14 protein-coding genes are annotated in these 17,665 nt (G+C 46.3%); 6 read left to right on the plus strand and 8 right to left on the minus strand.

Annotated elements, in window-relative coordinates; all coding sequences use genetic code 11:
* Positions 1 to 246 precede the first annotated feature (246 nt).
* Positions 247 to 771 (minus strand): thiol peroxidase, encoded by a 525-nt coding sequence (tpx, locus tag CGRAC_RS00085; RefSeq protein WP_005872978.1) that lies wholly within the window; start codon positions 769 to 771, stop codon positions 247 to 249.
* Positions 772 to 860: 89 nt separating this feature from the next.
* Between tpx and CGRAC_RS00090 the strand changes: the two genes are divergently transcribed.
* From CGRAC_RS00090 to CGRAC_RS00125, 6 genes are all read left to right on the plus strand, one after another.
* A complete protein-coding gene (locus CGRAC_RS00090; protein WP_005872980.1) occupies positions 861 to 2,339 on the plus strand; it encodes a TM2 domain-containing protein in 1,479 nt (492 codons plus the stop codon).
* Positions 2,340 to 2,399: 60 nt separating this feature from the next.
* Complete coding sequence (locus CGRAC_RS00095) at positions 2,400 to 2,843, plus strand: DUF805 domain-containing protein (RefSeq protein ID WP_005872982.1); 444 nt, start codon at positions 2,400 to 2,402, stop codon at positions 2,841 to 2,843.
* A gap of 217 nt (positions 2,844 to 3,060) precedes the next feature.
* Positions 3,061 to 3,573, plus strand: a complete 513-nt coding sequence (gene hutX, locus CGRAC_RS00100) for a heme utilization cystosolic carrier protein HutX (RefSeq protein ID WP_040304324.1) — start codon at positions 3,061 to 3,063, stop codon at positions 3,571 to 3,573.
* Between the two features lie 1,040 nt (positions 3,574 to 4,613).
* A complete protein-coding gene (locus tag CGRAC_RS00115; protein WP_040304326.1) occupies positions 4,614 to 5,213 on the plus strand; it encodes a disulfide bond formation protein B in 600 nt (199 codons plus the stop codon).
* Positions 5,214 to 5,233: 20 nt separating this feature from the next.
* Positions 5,234 to 5,842, plus strand: coding sequence for a hypothetical protein (locus tag CGRAC_RS00120; RefSeq protein WP_005872994.1), 609 nt, complete (start codon positions 5,234 to 5,236; stop codon positions 5,840 to 5,842).
* Positions 5,839 to 8,355 carry a molybdopterin guanine dinucleotide-containing S/N-oxide reductase gene (locus CGRAC_RS00125; protein WP_005873014.1) on the plus strand — a complete coding sequence of 839 codons (2,517 nt, stop codon included), beginning with the start codon at positions 5,839 to 5,841 and terminating at the stop codon, positions 8,353 to 8,355. The genes CGRAC_RS00120 and CGRAC_RS00125 overlap by 4 nt, the downstream gene beginning before the upstream one ends.
* Before the next feature lie 387 nt (positions 8,356 to 8,742).
* On the opposite strand, the gene CGRAC_RS00130 is transcribed toward CGRAC_RS00125, so the two are convergent.
* From CGRAC_RS00130 to moaC, 7 genes are all read right to left on the minus strand, one after another.
* On the minus strand, positions 8,743 to 9,555 hold the full coding sequence (locus CGRAC_RS00130; RefSeq protein ID WP_005873016.1) for a hypothetical protein: 813 nt from the start codon (positions 9,553 to 9,555) through the stop codon (positions 8,743 to 8,745).
* A 189-nt stretch (positions 9,556 to 9,744) separates the two neighbouring features.
* The gene (locus CGRAC_RS00135) at positions 9,745 to 11,058 is read right to left on the minus strand and encodes a sodium-dependent transporter (protein ID WP_005873018.1); all 1,314 of its coding nucleotides are present in this window, start codon (positions 11,056 to 11,058) and stop codon (positions 9,745 to 9,747) included.
* Between the two features lie 642 nt (positions 11,059 to 11,700).
* Positions 11,701 to 13,014 (minus strand): hemolysin family protein, encoded by a 1,314-nt coding sequence (locus CGRAC_RS00140; protein WP_040304332.1) that lies wholly within the window; start codon positions 13,012 to 13,014, stop codon positions 11,701 to 11,703.
* Between the two features lie 305 nt (positions 13,015 to 13,319).
* On the minus strand, positions 13,320 to 14,129 hold the full coding sequence (locus tag CGRAC_RS00150; RefSeq protein WP_005873024.1) for a M48 family metallopeptidase: 810 nt from the start codon (positions 14,127 to 14,129) through the stop codon (positions 13,320 to 13,322).
* Between the two features lie 1,128 nt (positions 14,130 to 15,257).
* Positions 15,258 to 16,517 carry a hypothetical protein gene (locus tag CGRAC_RS00155; RefSeq protein ID WP_005873027.1) on the minus strand — a complete coding sequence of 420 codons (1,260 nt, stop codon included), beginning with the start codon at positions 16,515 to 16,517 and terminating at the stop codon, positions 15,258 to 15,260.
* Positions 16,518 to 16,525: 8 nt separating this feature from the next.
* Complete coding sequence (locus CGRAC_RS00160; protein ID WP_005873028.1) at positions 16,526 to 16,786, minus strand: HP0495 family protein; 261 nt, start codon at positions 16,784 to 16,786, stop codon at positions 16,526 to 16,528.
* Complete coding sequence (gene moaC, locus CGRAC_RS00165) at positions 16,764 to 17,234, minus strand: cyclic pyranopterin monophosphate synthase MoaC (protein ID WP_040304336.1); 471 nt, start codon at positions 17,232 to 17,234, stop codon at positions 16,764 to 16,766. The genes CGRAC_RS00160 and moaC overlap by 23 nt, the downstream gene beginning before the upstream one ends.
* Positions 17,235 to 17,665 lie beyond the last annotated feature (431 nt).

Below are 17,665 nucleotides of genomic sequence, written 5' to 3' on the forward strand. Positions count from 1 at the left end.
GGCTAAATTTAAAACTTAGCAGCAGGCGATCCTAATAAATTTCGTGCTCGTTCGCTTGCTATCGCAGTGCGCTAACAGCTTTGCGTACGCTGCAGCGCAAATTAAAGCGTAAAATCAAAATGTAAAATTGAAGTAGAATTTTAAGCGCCCTACTTCGCTTTTTTTGCTTGCAGTAGGGCGAATTTGCTTAAAGTAGTGAACTAAAGCTAGGCGAAAATTATCCAAACCTTGGATCTATTATCTTGCTCAGTTAGAGCAGCTGTTGCGAGCGACGAGCTCTGCAAAATCTAGCGCTGCGTCGTAGTCGGGCTCAGAGGCTATGTCGCTTACGAGCTCTTTATAAACCACAACGCCTGCGGTATCTATGACGAAGATCGCTCTGGCGCTAAGACCTGCCAATGCGCCGCTGGCGATGAGGGTACCGTAGCGGCGGCAAAATTCCTTATCGCGGAAATCGCTTGCAACGCGTAGATTTTTGATCCCCTCAGTCGTGCAAAACCTCCCCATCGCAAACGGTAAATCCATCGAAACGACGATTACTTCGGTGTTAGGAAGTGATGCAGCGCGCTCATTGAACTTACGTGCCTCCGTCGCGCAGACGGGCGTATCTAGCGACGGCACGGCGACGATGATTTGCACGTGCTTGCCGCTAGCGATCTCGATTTCGCTTAGATCTTGGGCTACTAAGCGCACTTGCGGCGCGCGATCGCCTAGATTTATCTCTTGCCCGCTTAGCTCTACAGGCTTTCCTTGAAAAGTTACTGTTGGCATTTTTGTCCTTTGTTTTGAATTTACAGCGGCGAATATACAAAAATTCCTTAAATTTCAGGTAAAATTGCTTTAAAAATCAAGGAGAGCAGATGGGCGAAGATATTTGGGGTAGCAGCAGTAATCCTGCGTCGCTAGCCAGTATAAGACGTAAAAGCGGCGAAGAAAAAAAGCCTCTGGACGAGAAACCACAGGCGCAACCTGAGAATTTAGATTTAACGCAAGAAGCTCTTGCGGCGGATGATACTAGCGAGCAAAATTCCACGGCTCAGAATTCTATAGAGCAAAATTCCGCTTTTACAAAACAGAATTTCATACCACAGAATTCTGCGGAGCAAAATTTAGCTTTTGCAGCTCAAGGCTTGGATGAAGAAAATTCTATTTTGCGAGATTCTGCCGCGACAGGTTCTGGCGAGCAAGATTCTAACGGCAAAGACTTGAATTCTACCAAGAATGCTGCGAGCTCACAGAATTTTGTAGAGCAGAATTCCACTTGGCAAAATTTAGCTTCCTTAAATTCCGATAGAATTAACTCTACGCAAAGCTCAACTAGGGCTTACGATCTAAATAAGGCCTACGTATTTTATATGTTCCTCGGGCCTTTCGGCGCGCATAGATTTTATCTTGGGCGTATAATCTCCGCGATTTTTCAGCTTTTAGGCGGGCTGCCATTTCTCATCTGGCTTTTTTTAGTAGTGGTTACTGTCATGTGGACGAGTATAGAAGGTAACGATCTGTTGGCGCTTATAAACTCGTCTCGTCCGGATTTGGGCGTGCAAGCATCAGACCTAAAGGATATAGAGCAGGGCTTTTTTCATTTTATGGTTATTTTCTCGGTGCCTAATGTTTTGTTTTTAATCTGGCTTGTTAGCGACTTTTTTAGGTTGCCTGATATGGTGCGAAAGCTAAATGTATCCGTAGGTGTGGGAGATATTACCTATCTTTATGCGGACGATGTTATGGAATGTGGCGAGAGTCTATCTAATGCCGAAACCGCTCTTTATGTAGCATTTGGACTTGAGGTACTAAGTGCAGTGAGTGGATATATTAAAAATGCGGACAAGGCTGGTGCACTACAAGGTATCGGGATTATTTTGGTAATATGTTTAGCTGTAGGGCTATATTTTTTAGCGCGCGCAATACGCAGCACGGATTTGCTATCAAATGCTGCGATTGCTGGAGTTTTTTCGACTATAAGTGCGTTAATCATCGTATTTATAGGCTTTGGGCTTTTTAAGCCTTCTGTCTTTGCACTGTGTGTTTCTTGCGTGTGCATGTTGGTATATTTGATTTATCGGTTATTAATTAGCAAGGAGCTTTATGATTGTAGTGGCGAGAAAGACTATTTGAGAGCGTTTTATGTTATCGCGACTACGGAGATGATAACTCTAGTTCTTGCGATACTTGGCTCGCAGCTTTTAGTTCTAGTATCCACCATAGGTCAGGTTGTCGCAGCAGTTCTAAATATTTCAGCGGTTTACGCCACCAAGGGGGTTACCGCTTCAAAAGGTGGCTACAATCTAGCGAATCTGGCGTATCACGTAAGGCAGATGAATAGGCGGGAGTTTTAGGTATTTAAATTTAAGGGGCGATTAGTATAATCTTATATTATTTTAAAAAAGGAGTTTAAAATGACTTTTATGGAGTCTGTGCAAACTTGCGTAAAGCAAAAATACGCCGCATTTAGCGGGCGAGCATCGAGGTCGGAGTACTGGTGGTTTTTTCTATTTACCGTGCTTGGCGGGATTGTTTTGAGCTTGATAGATGGCGTTTTAGGCACTACGATAGGGTACAATCAAATAATAGCCGGCAAAATAGTCCATCAAGAAATCGGCATTATAGATGCGCTTTTTCAGCTAGCTATGCTCGTGCCAGCCATCGCCGTATCAGTCAGGCGACTACATGACACCGATAGAAGCGGCTGGTTTTTTCTGCTTATTTTAACGCCGATCGTGGGTGCTTTTTTCGGCGATATCGGGCTTTTGGTATCATTTGTGGGTTGGATAGTGCTGCTTGTGTTTTTCGTGCAGCGCGGCGATAGCGGGTCCAATCGCTTCGGATACGATCCACTATGATACAGTTCTAAAGCTTTGCGGAATTTTAGAATTCTAAAATTCCGTGTAGATAAAATTCTTTGTATTATCACTTAAAATTCTACGCATAAGCACTTTGCAGCGGTAAATCTTTCTTAAAATAAGCTTCGAAAATTCGCTCTAATTGATTGCCGTTATCTGTAACTTAGAATTTTTATATTATAATGGCGCTCAAAATTTTATTTCAGAAAGGATGAAAATGAAAGAGAGAATCGAGGCGCTGTTCGCGCAAAACCCTAAAATTTCGATCGCGCAGATCTGCAAGGAGCTCGGCGCCAAGGAGATCGACGTGCTGCTAAACCTGCCCGAGCGCTTCGGAAAGAGCGCTGGCGGCGATAAATTCGGCGAGGTCATTAGGGAGCTTGAGAGTTGGGGCGAGGTGCTTTTTGTAAAAAATACGCCGAGCTTCATCATCGAGTTTAAAACCAAGATCCCAAGCGGCAAGAGCGCGCAGGGATATTATAATTTCGGCATGGGCGCAAACGGCGATGAGGCGCATGGGCTGGGCATTTTAGGAGGTCATCTAAAGACGGATGAGATCGATAAGATCATCCTTGTGACGCAGACTTTCATGGGGATGCTCTCGAAATTCGTGGGCTTTTACGACAAGGCGGGCGAGAATATCTTTAAAATTTACGTCTCGCGCGATGAGAAAGGACAGCTGCTAGCCGAGCAAGACGCGAAATTTGAAGCGCTAAAAGCCGCGATTTAGCGCTCGCGCAAGACCGCTCTTGCGCGGTTTGCGTAAAATTTGTCCTTGCGCGGGCATTTAGGCTTGATCTTGCCCTTTATGCGCGAGATCAAATCCATAAAATTCTACCGCGAAATAACATTGCGCGCACTCCTGCGCGTTTGCGCGCAAACGCGCAAAATTGATCCGCGCCGCCGCCCTCTTTATCTCCCGCTTATGCGTATTTATGGTTTTGATCTGCGGCGTAGAATCGCCTCCTTTTCTCGCCGCCTTCATGCAGAATCGATCTTGTCGGTTTAATTTACCAAACCGACTTTAGCGCGCGGGAATAGTTTTTCGAATTTGACGCAGGATCGTCCTCTTTTTTTCATTTTAGCCTCAAGCGCGCGCAGTATCTTGGGCGCAGAGAATTTGAATTTAAACGGGCTCTCAGCGGGCCGAATTAAACGGATAAAATTTAGTCGGAGGATTCGTGCAGCGGCGTTTTTAACGGCCTAAAATTTTAAATTTTAGATTTGCTGCGCCGCGCCACTGTAAGGCGTAAATTTCGATCACGGGCTGTTTTGATCGAGCGCAACTTCGGGCGATCGCAATTTTAAGCGTGCATGATTTTAAAATTTGTGTCGCGCCGCTAGCTTTATTCTATCTTATCACGCCGTGCTCCGTTCTACCGCGCCTATCTTCTGCCGCATCTCGTCTTGCTCCGCTTGTGACGTCCCGCTTCGCGCCCCGTTCGTTTTTTAAAAAGCGGCGCGCGACCGAGAAAAAACCGCCCTACTTCGGATTAAAATTTTATTTTTCCTCAAAACAGATCTCGACAAAGATAAAATTTTATAAAATCTACCATTTTAATTTCATATCTCAAAAACGTTTTGCCGTTACGCAAGGAGCGTCAAATTTTAAAATTGAAATTTTATACGTGAAGCTTAAAGGTTATTAAACTCCGATATTTAGGGCAATGTAGACATGAATTTTTTATCTTTTACTGCTATAATTTTCTCAGAAATTTAAATCTTAAGATTAAAAAGTATTCTTAAGAATTTTATAAGACGGAGGAGATCTTGAATAGATTGATCTTGAAGATTTATGCGTGGCAAAATACTGCTACGCCGTGGTTTTGGCTCTTTGTGATAAGCGCAGGCTATCTTGCGGTATCGTATTTTTTCTTTCAGTGCTACATTTTTATGTCGCCTACGCAGACGAGCGCCCTCGTGCGTCTGGGCTTTGCCGTAGCGGGCGTGGGCGCGCTTATCGGCTTATTGCTGCCGTTTAGCTTCATAACAAGGCTCATTGCTTACGCGCTTGGCTTTGCGGGCGCGATATACGGCTATTTACAAAGCTCCGCGCCGCACCCCGCCGCAGATACCGCAAATTGCCTCGCAGCGCCCGCATTTCCTTTTGCGGCACCGCTTGATAGTCTGCTACCGGAGCTATTTCGCCCCGCAAGCTGCACAGGCACCCCGTCCTTCCCCGCAGGCACCGCGCTTAGCGAAGTGCAGAGTTTTTTTGGCGGATTTTATGGCGAGGGATTTTATCTGGTGCCGAACATTAAATTTGCAGACGCGGCGCAGTGCGCGCAGGTAGCGTTTGCGGCATTCGCGGTTGTTTTAGTCGTGATGTTTGTGGGCTTTTTATACGGCAGATTTACGAGAAGTTTTTAAAATTTTAAGAAAGGATAAGCATGAAGTTTTTAAATTCTATTGCGGCTGCGGCGGCTCTTACGGCTGCGATCGCAAGCTACGCTGGCGCCGAGGTTAAGGCGGGCGAGACGCTTTACGGCACGGCGCTAAAGCAGGTAAGCGTAAGCGGCGATTTGTCGCACAAGGACGGCAGGCTGCTGCCCACAAACGCCATAGAGGTCTTGGAGGTTAAGGACGGAGTAGTGAAATTTTCGCTCACCGGCTATCAAAACCCAAAGGCACCGAACGTTATTTATTTCACGCCTAAAGCGCGCATAATCGCGGTGGCGTTTTCGAAGCAGGCTAAATTCCAAAGCGAGAGCTTGGGCGAAGAGGACGGCTTTAATAAGGTTAAAATAACCGCCTACACCGACGAGGGCGCGCTAAGCGGCGACGTGGATAAAATTTTCGCGGGCGCTAAGGAGAAATTTGAAGCCTCGTGTAGCGTCTGTCACGCTCTGCACCAGCCGGCTAGCTACGAAGCAAACAGATGGCCGGGCTACATTAAATCGATGCTTTCGCGCACGCCTATTAGCAAGGATGAGAGCTGGACGGTGGTGCAGTATCTGCAAAAGCACTCCAAGGACGTAAATTTAAAGGATATGAAATGAAAAGACGAAATTTTTTAAAGCTCGGCGCGGCGGTCTCGGCGCTTCCGCTCATCCCAAGCTCGATGCTTGCGGCGGATAAACTTACTGCGCTTAAGAAAAATGGCGAAATTTTAACCGCGGCGCGGTGGGGAATTTTAAAAGCGAGCGTAAAAAACGGCAAGATCGTAAAATCCGCGCCGTGGAAGATCATCTCTAAAATTCCAAATACGCTTCAAAATACGATGGCGGATCTCGTTTATAACACGCGCATCAAAGCGCCGATGGTGCGAAAATCATATCTCGCCGACCCAGATAATCCTAAGCCGGAGCTTCGCGGACTTGACGAATGGGTCGAGGTAAAATATGAAGACGCGATCAAACTCGTCGCGCGCGAGCTTAAAAAGACGCGCGAGCAAAAGGGCGCGGACTCGGTGTTTGCCGGCAGCTATGGCTGGCAAAGTACGGGCAACGTGCATGTCTCAAGGACGCTACTTCATAGATTTATGAACTTAACCGGCGGCTTTACGGGCGTCACGGGCGATTACTCTACGGGCGCAGCTCAGGTCATCATGCCGCACGTAACGGGCTCAAATCAGGTCTATGAGCAGCAAACCTCGTGGCCGGTGGTGCTTGAAAACTCCAAAGTAGTGGTCTTTTGGGGGCTAAATCCGATCTCTACGCTTCGCGTGGCGTGGACGAGCTCGGACGAGCAGGGATTTAAGTATTTCGAGCAGCTAAAAAACAGCGACAAAGAGATCATCATCATCGATCCAATCAAAACCGTAAGCGGCAAGTATTTCGAAGGCAAGGCGCGATGGATCGCCCCTCGCCCTAACACCGACGTAGCGATGATGCTAGGCATGGCGCAGCACCTCTATTCGCAGGGCAAGTATGATAAGGAATTTTTACAAAATTACACCGTGGGCTTTGAAAAATTCGTGCCGTACCTCACGGGGCAGAGCGACGGCGCGGCTAAGACGCCGGAGTGGGCTAGCGAAATTTGCGGCATTAGCGCGGATGTGATAAAAGAGCTTGCGATAAAATTTTACGAAAACCGCACGATGATAATGGCGGGTTGGGGTATCCAGCGCGCTCATCACGGCGAGCAGGCGCACTGGATGATCGTGACTTTGTGCGCGATGTTAGGACAGATCGGACTTGCGGGAGGCGGCTTTGGCTTTAGCTACCACTACGCTAACGGCGGCGCGCCTACCTGCGCGGGCGGCGTGATTGGCGGAATGAACGCGGCAAGCGTCGGCATCGTTAAGGACGGCAAATTTTTAGGGCTTGCGCAGGATCAGAAGCAAGGCGGCGAAGCAGCCCAAGCATGGCTAGTAAATACGGCGAAGGTTGCCTTTCCTTTAGCTCGTATCGCGGACGCGCTACTAAATCCTGGCAAGACGATCGACGCGAATGGCGCAAAGATCACCTATCCGAAGATCGACTTCATCTACTGGGTCGGCGGAAATCCTATCGTGCATCATCAAGACACCAACACCAACATAAAAGCTTGGCGCAAGCCGCGCACCATCGTAGTGAATGAAATTTACTGGACGCCGACTGCGAAGATGGCGGACATTGTGTTCCCGACCACTACGCAGTACGAGCGCAACGACATTACGATGAGCGGGGACTACTCCAATATGCATATCATCCCGATGAAGCAGGTCGTCGCCAAGCAACACGGCGCGAAGGACGATTATCAAATTTTTACCGACCTTTGCAAGGCTTACGCAGACGGGCTTGCCGAAGTCTATACGGACGGCGGCAAAACGGAGATGGACTGGATCAAAGAATTTTACAAAGGGGCGGCTGGCGCCGTAAACGCAAACACCGCTTTAGGCATACAGATGCCGAGCTTTGAGCAGTGGTGGGAGAAAAACGAGCCGACGGAATTTTACGAAACGCCGGAGAGTGCTGCATACGTGAGCTTTGAGGATTTTAGAAACGATCCCGTTTTGGAGGCTTTGGGAACGCCTAGCGGGCTGATTGAAATTTACTCCGATACGATAGAGGCGATGAACTACAAAGACTGCGGCGCGCATCCGATGTGGTTTGAGCCCGTCGAGTGGCTCGGGATGAAGGATAAGCCTGCGAAATTTCACCTGCTCAGCCTGCATCCGCTTGATCGCTTGCATTCGCAGCAGAGCAACACTTCAAATCGCAAGAGATATGCCATTGCGGATCGCGAGCCGGTGTTAATAAATACCGAGGACGCTAAGGAGCTCGGCATCAAGCAGGGCGATCTGGTGCGCGTGTATAACGCTCGCGGCGAAATTCTAGCAGGAGCCAACGTAAGTGACGACATAATGCGCGGCGTGGTGCAGATATTTGAAGGCGCGTGGTACGATCCTAACGCCGAAGGGCTTTGCAAAAACGGAAATCCGAACGTACTTACGATCGATCTTCCTACGAGTGAGCTTGCCAACGGCAACATCGCGCATACGGCGCTGGTAGATATCGAGCTTTATAAACACAAGGCGGGCGAGGATATCAAACTAACCGCGTTTATGCCGCCTAAAGGGGCGAAGTAGGGATTGGGAGCGGTTTAGGTTTTAAGACTGGCTCATTGCTGGCTTGGACTAGATACGCCGATCCTCTGCAGGCTTTAGCCAAACTCGCCGTGGTTTTGCTACGGCGAGGCATATCGATTTCGACTTGCCGCGGCTTTATATAGTCGCGGCTGTGTATCGGGACCAATTTGCTTGCTACAGCCTCGCGACTTCAACGATAGGTCACGGAGCTGATTTAAATTTTATAGCCTTGCGCTTGCAGTGATGACTGAGTTGATTTGATTTATCGTAACTTTGAGCTGTGGCAGGCTGGAGATAACAGCAAGCAATATTTGCCTCGCCGCCCTACTCTCTATTTGCTCGTGAAATTCTCGCTAAATTTAAGAACTTGCCGTTTGGACTAAAATTTCAATCCAAACTAAAAAATCGCCTAAGCTTCCATTTAAAATTCTTCTTCGGAATTTGTGTATCACTAAAATCGTCGCTGTAAATTTCGTTTTTATCGGTGAAATAGCCGCTATTTTGAGCCTGCGGTATAAAGTTGGTCCGATCTTCTATTTTTACGTTTAGCGCCTTGAAATATTGCAGCAGCTCATAATACTCTTTTGTAGATACGGCATTTATTAAAAAGTAATTTCTGTTGTTAAATTTGATGACGAAATTTCTTTTTAACAGCCAAAGGGGCTCCGAGCTCTTTTTGAGCTTGTAAATTTTATACGGCAGAGCAAATATTAAATATAGCATTAGATGCTTTATATAAAGAGCAAGTTTGCCTATATGAACGCCTATGCTTGAATATCTATATAACTCATACGAGCTTAAATAATGGAACCTGCCGTAAGAGTTTTCTAGTTCGCATACTACACAGAAATGAACGCTAGATATATTTGCGGACGGATCGGGGGCTATTTTGGTTTCGGAAATTATGCTATCTTTCATATCTATATTTTCGACGTAGCGGATCAGGCTGTTTGAAAAATAAAAATAGCTCGGATTTTTAGAAAAATTTTGCTCCGCCGAAATTCTTAGCCGTATGAAAGAATATGTCACAAAAATTAAAGAAACGATACCGAAAGCGCTAAATTTTCCCGTAGTGCCAGTCGTAATCAGATCATAAGCTAAAAGCGAAAAACCCAATATGCAAGTAAATATACTCCAGGAAAATACATGATAGACGGTGTAATCGTTTATGATCAATGGCTCTTTGTCGTAGTCTCGCATAAATCCCCTATTTTGTAAAATTTTGGCACATTATAACGCTTTATTCTCATAACGTATTAAAATTTAAAGTCGTTTTGGCCATTTAAATTTTTAAGTTTGTTATTAGGTAGAATTTTAAAATTCTACCCCACTTCGCCTTCTCTGCCGTATCTTGCCAGTCGTTGCATTTATGCCAATGTGGCGATAAGTTTAAAACGAAATATGCATACTAAGCGCGATTATGCATAAAAGTAGCGCCAGCGGAACATAGACAAAGCGCCCGATATCATACCAGAGCTTGCCGCGAATCCTCTCTGCGCCCAGATTGATCTCATCTAAAATTTCATTCCGTTTAATTACCCAAAACCACGATATCGCTCCGATTACCGCTCCGATCGGAATGATATAAATTGATACGAAATCCATCCATGGCCCCCATGAGCTTATCGCTTCCATACCAAGGCCCGCACCAAGGCAGATCGCGCACAATAACGCAAGCGTGAAGGCGCGGCTTAGCCTTGGAAACTTATGCATTAGCGATTCGGCGACTACTTCGAACATATTTTGAAGCGATGAAATTCCACCAAAAATCACGGCGGTAAATAAAATCACCGCAAAAATTCTACCGCCTGCCATATCTTGTAAAATTTTAGGCAGAGTTACGAAAAGTAGCTTAGGCCCCGCCGCAGGATCCATTCCATAAGCAAATACTGCAGGGATCATCACTAGCGCAGCTACCATTGCGGCTAGCGTGTCAAATAGCGCGGTATTTTTCGCTGCAGATACGACATCTTCGTCCTTGGATAGATACGCGCCATAGACGATCATCCCTGAGCCCGTAATCGATAGCGAGAAAAACGCCTGTCCCATCGCAGAAATCCAAACCATCGGATCTGCTAGCTTAGTAAAATCAGCGCCGAAAAGAAAGGCATATCCGCCCGCAGCGCCTTGCAGCGTCGCAACCCTAACCGCTAAAATTGCAAATAGCACGAAAAATAGCGGCATCATAATTTTATTCGTTTTTTCGATGCTTTTGGCGCCGAAAAACAGCGTCAGCAACGTGCCTGCGACGATTATGCAGTGATAAGGTACCACGGAGTAGGGCGTCAGGGCAAAAGAGTTGAACCACGTATCGGTATTTTCGCTCATTAGCGAGCCGTCTATGGCTTGAACTAGCGCTTTTAAAACGTAGGCGATGATGACGGCATAGCCCACTGCGATACACATCGAACCGGCAAGTGGCAACCAGCCGATAACCTTACCGATAGCGCCCAGTCCACGGCTTTTCCACGCGTATTCGTATGAGCCTAGCGTGCCTGTTTTGGCGCGGCGACCGATCGCGTATTCGGCGCTTAGGCCTACGTATGAAAACAGCGCTACGAAAAAAACGTAAATTAGCAAAAATGCGCCGCCGCCGTTTGTGCCGAGTTTATAAGGGAAGCCCCAGACATTTGCCATACCTACGGCGGAGCCCACGCAAGCGATGATAAAAGCCCAACGCGATGAGAATTTGTGTTTTGTCATAAAGCCATCCGTGTGAAAAATTTTCGTTATGGTAGCAAAAAGGAATTTAAGATTTATTTATGCGGAATTTTAAGGCGCGCCAATTTGATTACTTAGGAATTTTTAGAATTAAAATCGCGAAGTTTTAAAGCAGGATTGGCGGAATTTTACGATTAAAATTGATAGAGTTAATTCTGCGATACTGCGCGGCAAAATTTTATCTTTATAATTTTAGAATTTTACGCTTAGGCTTTGGATTTAAAATTTGCTTAGCTCGGGCTTACAGAGGGCTTACTATTTAAGTTAGGCGAGAAATTTAGATCAATTGAAATTTTAAAATTCCGCGAAATTTTAAAATTTTAAAATTTACGATCTCGCAAAATTTAAAAATAGGCTCATCAAGAAATTCTATCTAGCGCCGCTCTGGCAGAATTCCGCGGTAGAATTTCGCCCTTCGTTTACAGCGCGCAGAAGGTTTATAGATAGCACTTTTGTAAACCCTACAGGGCGCGGGCATTCCTCTGCCTGCTATTAGGGCATCTATATGGTAGCAGCAAAAAATTTTTGCCCTATATGGGGATTGAGAGCGTCGCAAGCGGCAGCGCGCTTGAAATTTCCGGCGCACAGCATCACAGAGCGAAATTTATTAACTCACACTTTGGCTTAGTTATTTTTCTCCGCTTCTTCGTTTTCTTGCGGCTGCGCGACTGCTTTTTTGATCGCCTTTACGAGCGAGACCCTCGTGCCATCCATTCGCAGCACTTCATAGTCGCAGTTTTCATCACTTATTTTATCGCCGATTTCAGGTAGGCTGCCGAAGAGATTAAAGACGTAGCCGCCGATCGTTAGCTGCTCGGTCTCCTCATCAAAGTCAATGCCCATCACCTCCTCGACGCCTTCGATCTCAAAGCGGCCTCTAAACTCAAAGGTGTTCTCGTCGATACGTTTGAAATTTTGCGCATTCGCGTCGTGCTCGTCGTTGATGTCGCCAAAAATTTCTTCTATTATATCTTCCATCGTCAAAAATCCCGCCGTGCCGCCGTATTCGTCGATGACGAGCGCGGCAAAAATACGCTGCTTATTCATCATCGGTAAAATTTTAGAGATTGGGCTGTTTTCAGGCACGATGATGAGTTTGCGCACGATCTTATCGAAGCTTTTATCTCCCTTTTGCTGGATGATGTCGCGGATGTGGATGAGGCCTAGGACGTTATCCTTGCTGCCGTCGATATACGGAAAGCGCGTAAATTTCGACTGCAATACGGTTGCGTAGTTTTCGTCGTAGCTTTTTTGCTTATTTAGGCAAACTAGATCGCGCCTCGGTGTCATTATCTCTTTGGCGACCGTATCGCTAAAATCGACGGCATTTTTGATGATCTCGGTCTCTAGGCTATCGAGCACGCCGCCTTTTAGGCTCTCGCTTGCGATGATTTTGATCTCTTCGTCAGAAAGCGCGAGCTCGCTCTCCTTAGCGGGCTTTACGCCGATGATTTTAAGCGATACGGCAGCGATGAAGTCAAATGCCTTTATGATCGGAAAAAACATAATCCAAAAAATATGAAGCGGCCTAGAGATGAAAAGCACGATCTTCTCGGTTTTAGCAATAGCGATGGATTTTGGCACCAGCTCGCCGAGCACGACGTGAAATAACGTAACGAGCGTAAAAGATATGACGAAGGCGATCGTATGTGCCGCCGCTCCGCTACCTATACTGATGGATCTTAGCGGCAGCTCGATCAGTCTCGATACCGCAGGCTCACCGATCCAGCCGAGGGCGAGCGAGCTTATCGTAATGCCTAGCTGTGTGGCGCTGAGGTAGGTGTCAAGGGAGTTTGAAATTTTAAAAGCGAGCTTTGCGTTTGGAATTTTATCCTTGATAAGCTCTTCGAGGCGCGATTTTCTTATTTTTACGATTGAGAATTCCGAAAGAACGAAAAAAGCATTCATAAAGATGAATACAAAAGCTAAAACTAACATTAAAACTGAACTGTCCGTGTCCAAATTTCTTATCCTTTGAAATTTAAAAATAAATATTTATGATTATATCTAAAAACGCTTTAAAATCCAAAAGGTGTGGAAAATGCCTCGCGCCCGTGCGTAGAATTCTGCGGTAATTTAAAATTTCGCGCTGCGGCAGGTCTTTGTCACGGCAAAACTCCAGCGCGGCGGCGGATAATCCTAGCGCCGCGCGCAAGCCCATTAAGAAATTTAAATGCGATGATAAAACCTGCTACTTAAAAAACCTCAGCGCGCAAACTCTTGCGAAATTTTAAATCGCAAGACTATCTATTTCTTGTGGCGGCCTCGTAAAGCGGCAAGACTTTCGGCATCACCTCTTTTAGATCGGCGATGCGATCGTCGTTTGAAGGGTGCGTGGACATAAATTTAAGTGGATGACTCTCATTTAGCTTATTCATCTTCTCCCAGACGTTTATCGCCGCCCTCGGATCGTATCCTGCGCGTGCCATCAGCTCAACGCCCATCAGATCGGCCTCAGTCTCATGCGTGCGTGAAAACGGCAGCGTGAATGTGTATTGAGCCGCCATATTCAAAGCTGCTGAGCCCAGATCTCCAAGCCCTGCTGCGGAGCTTGCTACGGCGATACCGACATCTTTCATCTGTTCAGTCGAGGCTCGCTCGCGGCTGTGTTCGCGCAGTGCGTGCGACATTTCGTGCCCCAAAATAGCAGCCAGCTCGGCATCGGTAAGCTTAAGCTTTTCGATGATGCCCGTATATACGACGATGCGACCGCCAGGCATACACCAAGCATTGATCGTAGGGTCGTTGATGACGTTTACCTGCCAGTTCCATTTCAGTGCGTCTTTGCGAAATGCGCCTACTTGAGCGATTAGGCGCTTCGAGATGCCTCTAACGCGATCAGTTAGCTTTTTATCGGTATTTAGGACGTGCTTGGCGTTTGCTTGGGCGGTAATTTGCTTGTAGGCAAGCGCGGCACTTTGATCCATTTCAGCTTCGCTTACGGTAATGAATTGCGAGCGGTCGATGCCTACGGCGCCGCCTTGCGTGGTGCTCGCGCAGCCGGTAAAAATCATCATCGCAGCAAAGGATATTAAAAGAGCTAATTTTTTCATCTTTTCTCCTTAAAATTTTGCGGCGATTTTAGCGAAATTTGGTTAAATTTTTAGAATTTTATTTTGGATCGTTGGATTTTGTGAGCACGATCTATTTGGAATTTGTCGTGAAATTTAAGAACACCCATCGTCTTTAAAATAGGATTGGGCTTTGTAATTTAGCGATAAAATTTAGCGGTGATTTCGCAGAATTTTATCGCGGCGTAAACGAGGTATTGCTATGTGAAAATAGTGGGTTTAATCCAAGCGTGGCGCTGTATAAACAAGGTACCTCTGCGCCTAAATAGAGCGGGGGGGCGGTTTCAAATTTATGCTGCGTAGGCTACGATAAGTCTAGCGGAATTTTATTTGCACTAAGCGCTCAGTTTGGGTGGATAGGAGCAATTTGAAATTTGCGCAATCAAATCGCGCGATAAAATGGGCTCGGATGTCGCTATGATTTGAGATTAGTCGCGTTGGTATTTTGTGGCGCATAAATTCTAATTATTGGCTTGGCAAAAGGCACTACACCACTGCATCTTGTGTTACAATAAAATTTCGTTGTGGGAATTGAAATGATCGCAGAAATGTCAAACGCCGTAGGTGCTTTTTCGTAGAATTTATCTCGCGAAATTTCATTTGCGCGCGTCAAGATAAAATTTCAAACTGCAAACCGCGCCGTATCATTTTGGGTAGAATTTTAATTTTATGCGTTTAGAATTTTAAAATTCGGCTACGCAAATTTGTATGATGAAATTTCAAGCTTAAAATTCCGCGCCGGCTTTGGAATTTTATATGCGTCACGTCAGCTATAAAATCTTACACTTAGAATTTTATCACTGCGGCAAGATTTGGTTGGACCGGGGTCTCGCATCGCCGTAGGATTTTTGGCGGCACGGAATTTTGCAGCGCGCATCTAAATTTAGCTATGCAAAATTCCTAAAATTCTTTATCAGCATGGAATTTTGCAGCGCCGTTAAAACGCATAAAGAATTCTGCGCAGGCTTCGCAAACTCTAACGAAAGCTCCTTTCTTTTAGGGCACGCGAGCTTTAAGGCATGCTAGTATAAGGCATGCTAGTAAATTTTGCAGCGCAAAGCAGCGAGCATCGAGTGTTTGCCGCTAGGGTTTCGCGCCCGCGGCGCCCATTTAGTCCTTTTTGGACTTTAGCTTGGCGATTGTCTCTTTTGCGGCCTCGTAAGCCTTAGCGCTCATCTCACGCGCCCTTTCGCTTACGTTTTTGGCGACGTCGGAGCTTTTTAGCTCAGCAAATTTTTGGCTCATCTTCTTTTCAAATTCGCTAAGCTCTTTTTTGATTGCGTCCAATTTCTCGTCCAGATCGAGGTTTTCGATGATTTTGGCGCTTTTTTGGCTCAGCTCTTGAGTGATTTCGCGCGCCTTGGCGCTCGCCTTTTTTGCGCGCTCGCCAAGCTCGATCTCGCCGATTTTGGCGCTTAGCTGCTCGGCAAGATCGCTTGAAATTTTTCTAAATTTAGCCAGATAGCCGCCGAATTCTTCATCGGCGATCTTTGCGATCTCGCTTTTAGCGGGCTCCTCCGAGCTTGCGACCGCATCGCTTAAAACCGCGCTAAATAGCTCGCTCATCTGCGTAATTTGAAGTTTTTTATCCTCTAGGCTCTGCGCGTCGCTTGCTGGCGAGAAGCTTAGCTCGTCGCGGTATCTTTCGGCGGCTTTGTTTATGCCGTCGTAGCAGCCTAAAATCGCGCCTCTAATCAGCGCAGAGGCTGTATTTTTGCTCTCGTTTGCGACGAAAATCGCGCGATTTATGATGATTTTTGAAATTTCTTTAGTGCGGAATTTCGTAAATTCTCCGTCGCCGATAGCCGAAAATGCGATATTTTTCGCCGTCTCGTGCGCGGTATCCTCGATGTCGGTGCCGCTTTCGAGTACGCTTATGAAGGCTAGTTCGCTTGCTTCTTTCAGCACGTCCGCAAGCGGAAGTTTGCTCGCGATCGCTCGCTGTAGCGCCGAGCCTATGCGCTCTTTTAGCTCTGTTTCGCTTGCGTTTTGCAGCGCGGTATCCAGATCATCATAGCTGCGCAAAACAAGGGTTTTAATTGCCTTTTGCTTACAAGCGATCTTTTTACGGAGATCGTCGTAGTCGTAGATGAGCTTGTAAAGCCCCTGCTCGTCCTCGTCGCACAGTGCCTTTTTTACCCCTTCGATTAGCGCTTCGGAGGAGGCGTCCTTTAGAGCTCCTATTTCGTTAAGCTCGGCGGCAAAGCTTAAGATGAGCTCGGCGCTTTTAGCGCTTTTAGCATCTTCGCTAAGCCCGCGTAGAGCCTGAAGGCTCTGTTCAAAAGCTAAATTTTGCACGCAGGCCGCCAGCTCCTCGCCACGAATTTGCGCGAGATCGGCGCCTAATTTTTCTATTAGTTTTTCCTTCATATCCTCTCCTACAGTATGTATTTAAAACGAGCCTTCAAGCGCTCGAAAATTTCATTTCTATGCGTATCGCTATTTACGAAGACGCTTACGTTGAAGCTCATATATTTGCCGCCGTTTGAAAAGCGCGAAAAGTCTATTTTGTAATTCTCGCCCTTTAAAATTTCATCGATCTGCTCGCGCTTTTGGGTGGTCGCATCTAGGACTACTTTGTATTCCCAAAAGAGCGGATAGTCAATTTTTGGCTTTTCAGCCCCTAATATACACGCCACTCTTGCCCCCCTCTTTGCGCTGTAGCACGATGCCTGTGATCTGCATCGATTTATCTATCGCTTTTAGCATATCATAAATCGTCAGCAGCCCCACGCTCACGCCCGTTAGAGCCTCCATCTCGACGCCCGTTTTGCCCGTGATTTTCACCGTTACAAAAAGCTTAAACGCGCACTCGCTCGTAAGCTCTTCGATATCGGTTTTAATTGAAGTAATCGTGAGCGGATGAGTCATGGGTATTAGCTCGCTCGTCTTTTTAGCGCCCATTATCGCGGCAATGACGGCGGTTTGAAGCACGGGGCCTTTTTTGGCCGTGTTTTGCTTGACGGCGGCAAAAGCCTCCGCACTCATTCGTATGATACCGCTAGCGGTGGCTACGCGCTCGCTCTCGTCCTTGGCGCCGACATCTACCATGCGGGGCATATTGTTTTCGTCGATATGTGTAAGCATAAAATTCCTTGCAGTTTTTGGCGGGATTATAGCAGAATTTCGGGCATAAAAAAAGCCCGAGCTTTTAAACTCGGGCTTCATACAAAAAGGAGGTTTTATCTTGTCGGACGAAAATGATTATACTACCTAAACAGTAAATAGAAATAAAATATATCCTTTTTAGGCAAACTCTTTCGCGTTTAATTTATAGCCGTTTTTAAAAATTTAATGGCATGCTATGGCGCGCTACGTGGGAATTTGAATGGGTAGCGAAATAAAATGGAGTCAAAAAGTGACTAAATTTAAAGCGGACGTTTGAAGGACAAAGATAAAATTTAAGCGGCATTTGAGGTTGTTTCACCTTGAAACGAGGATTTAAAGAGAGTCGAGCAGGGCGCTCCGCAAAGGCACTATAAATAAAATTCTGCAAAGGTAAAACGGGTTAAATTTTA

Source organism: Campylobacter gracilis (assembly GCF_001190745.1).
GTDB lineage: Bacteria > Campylobacterota > Campylobacteria > Campylobacterales > Campylobacteraceae > Campylobacter_B > Campylobacter_B gracilis.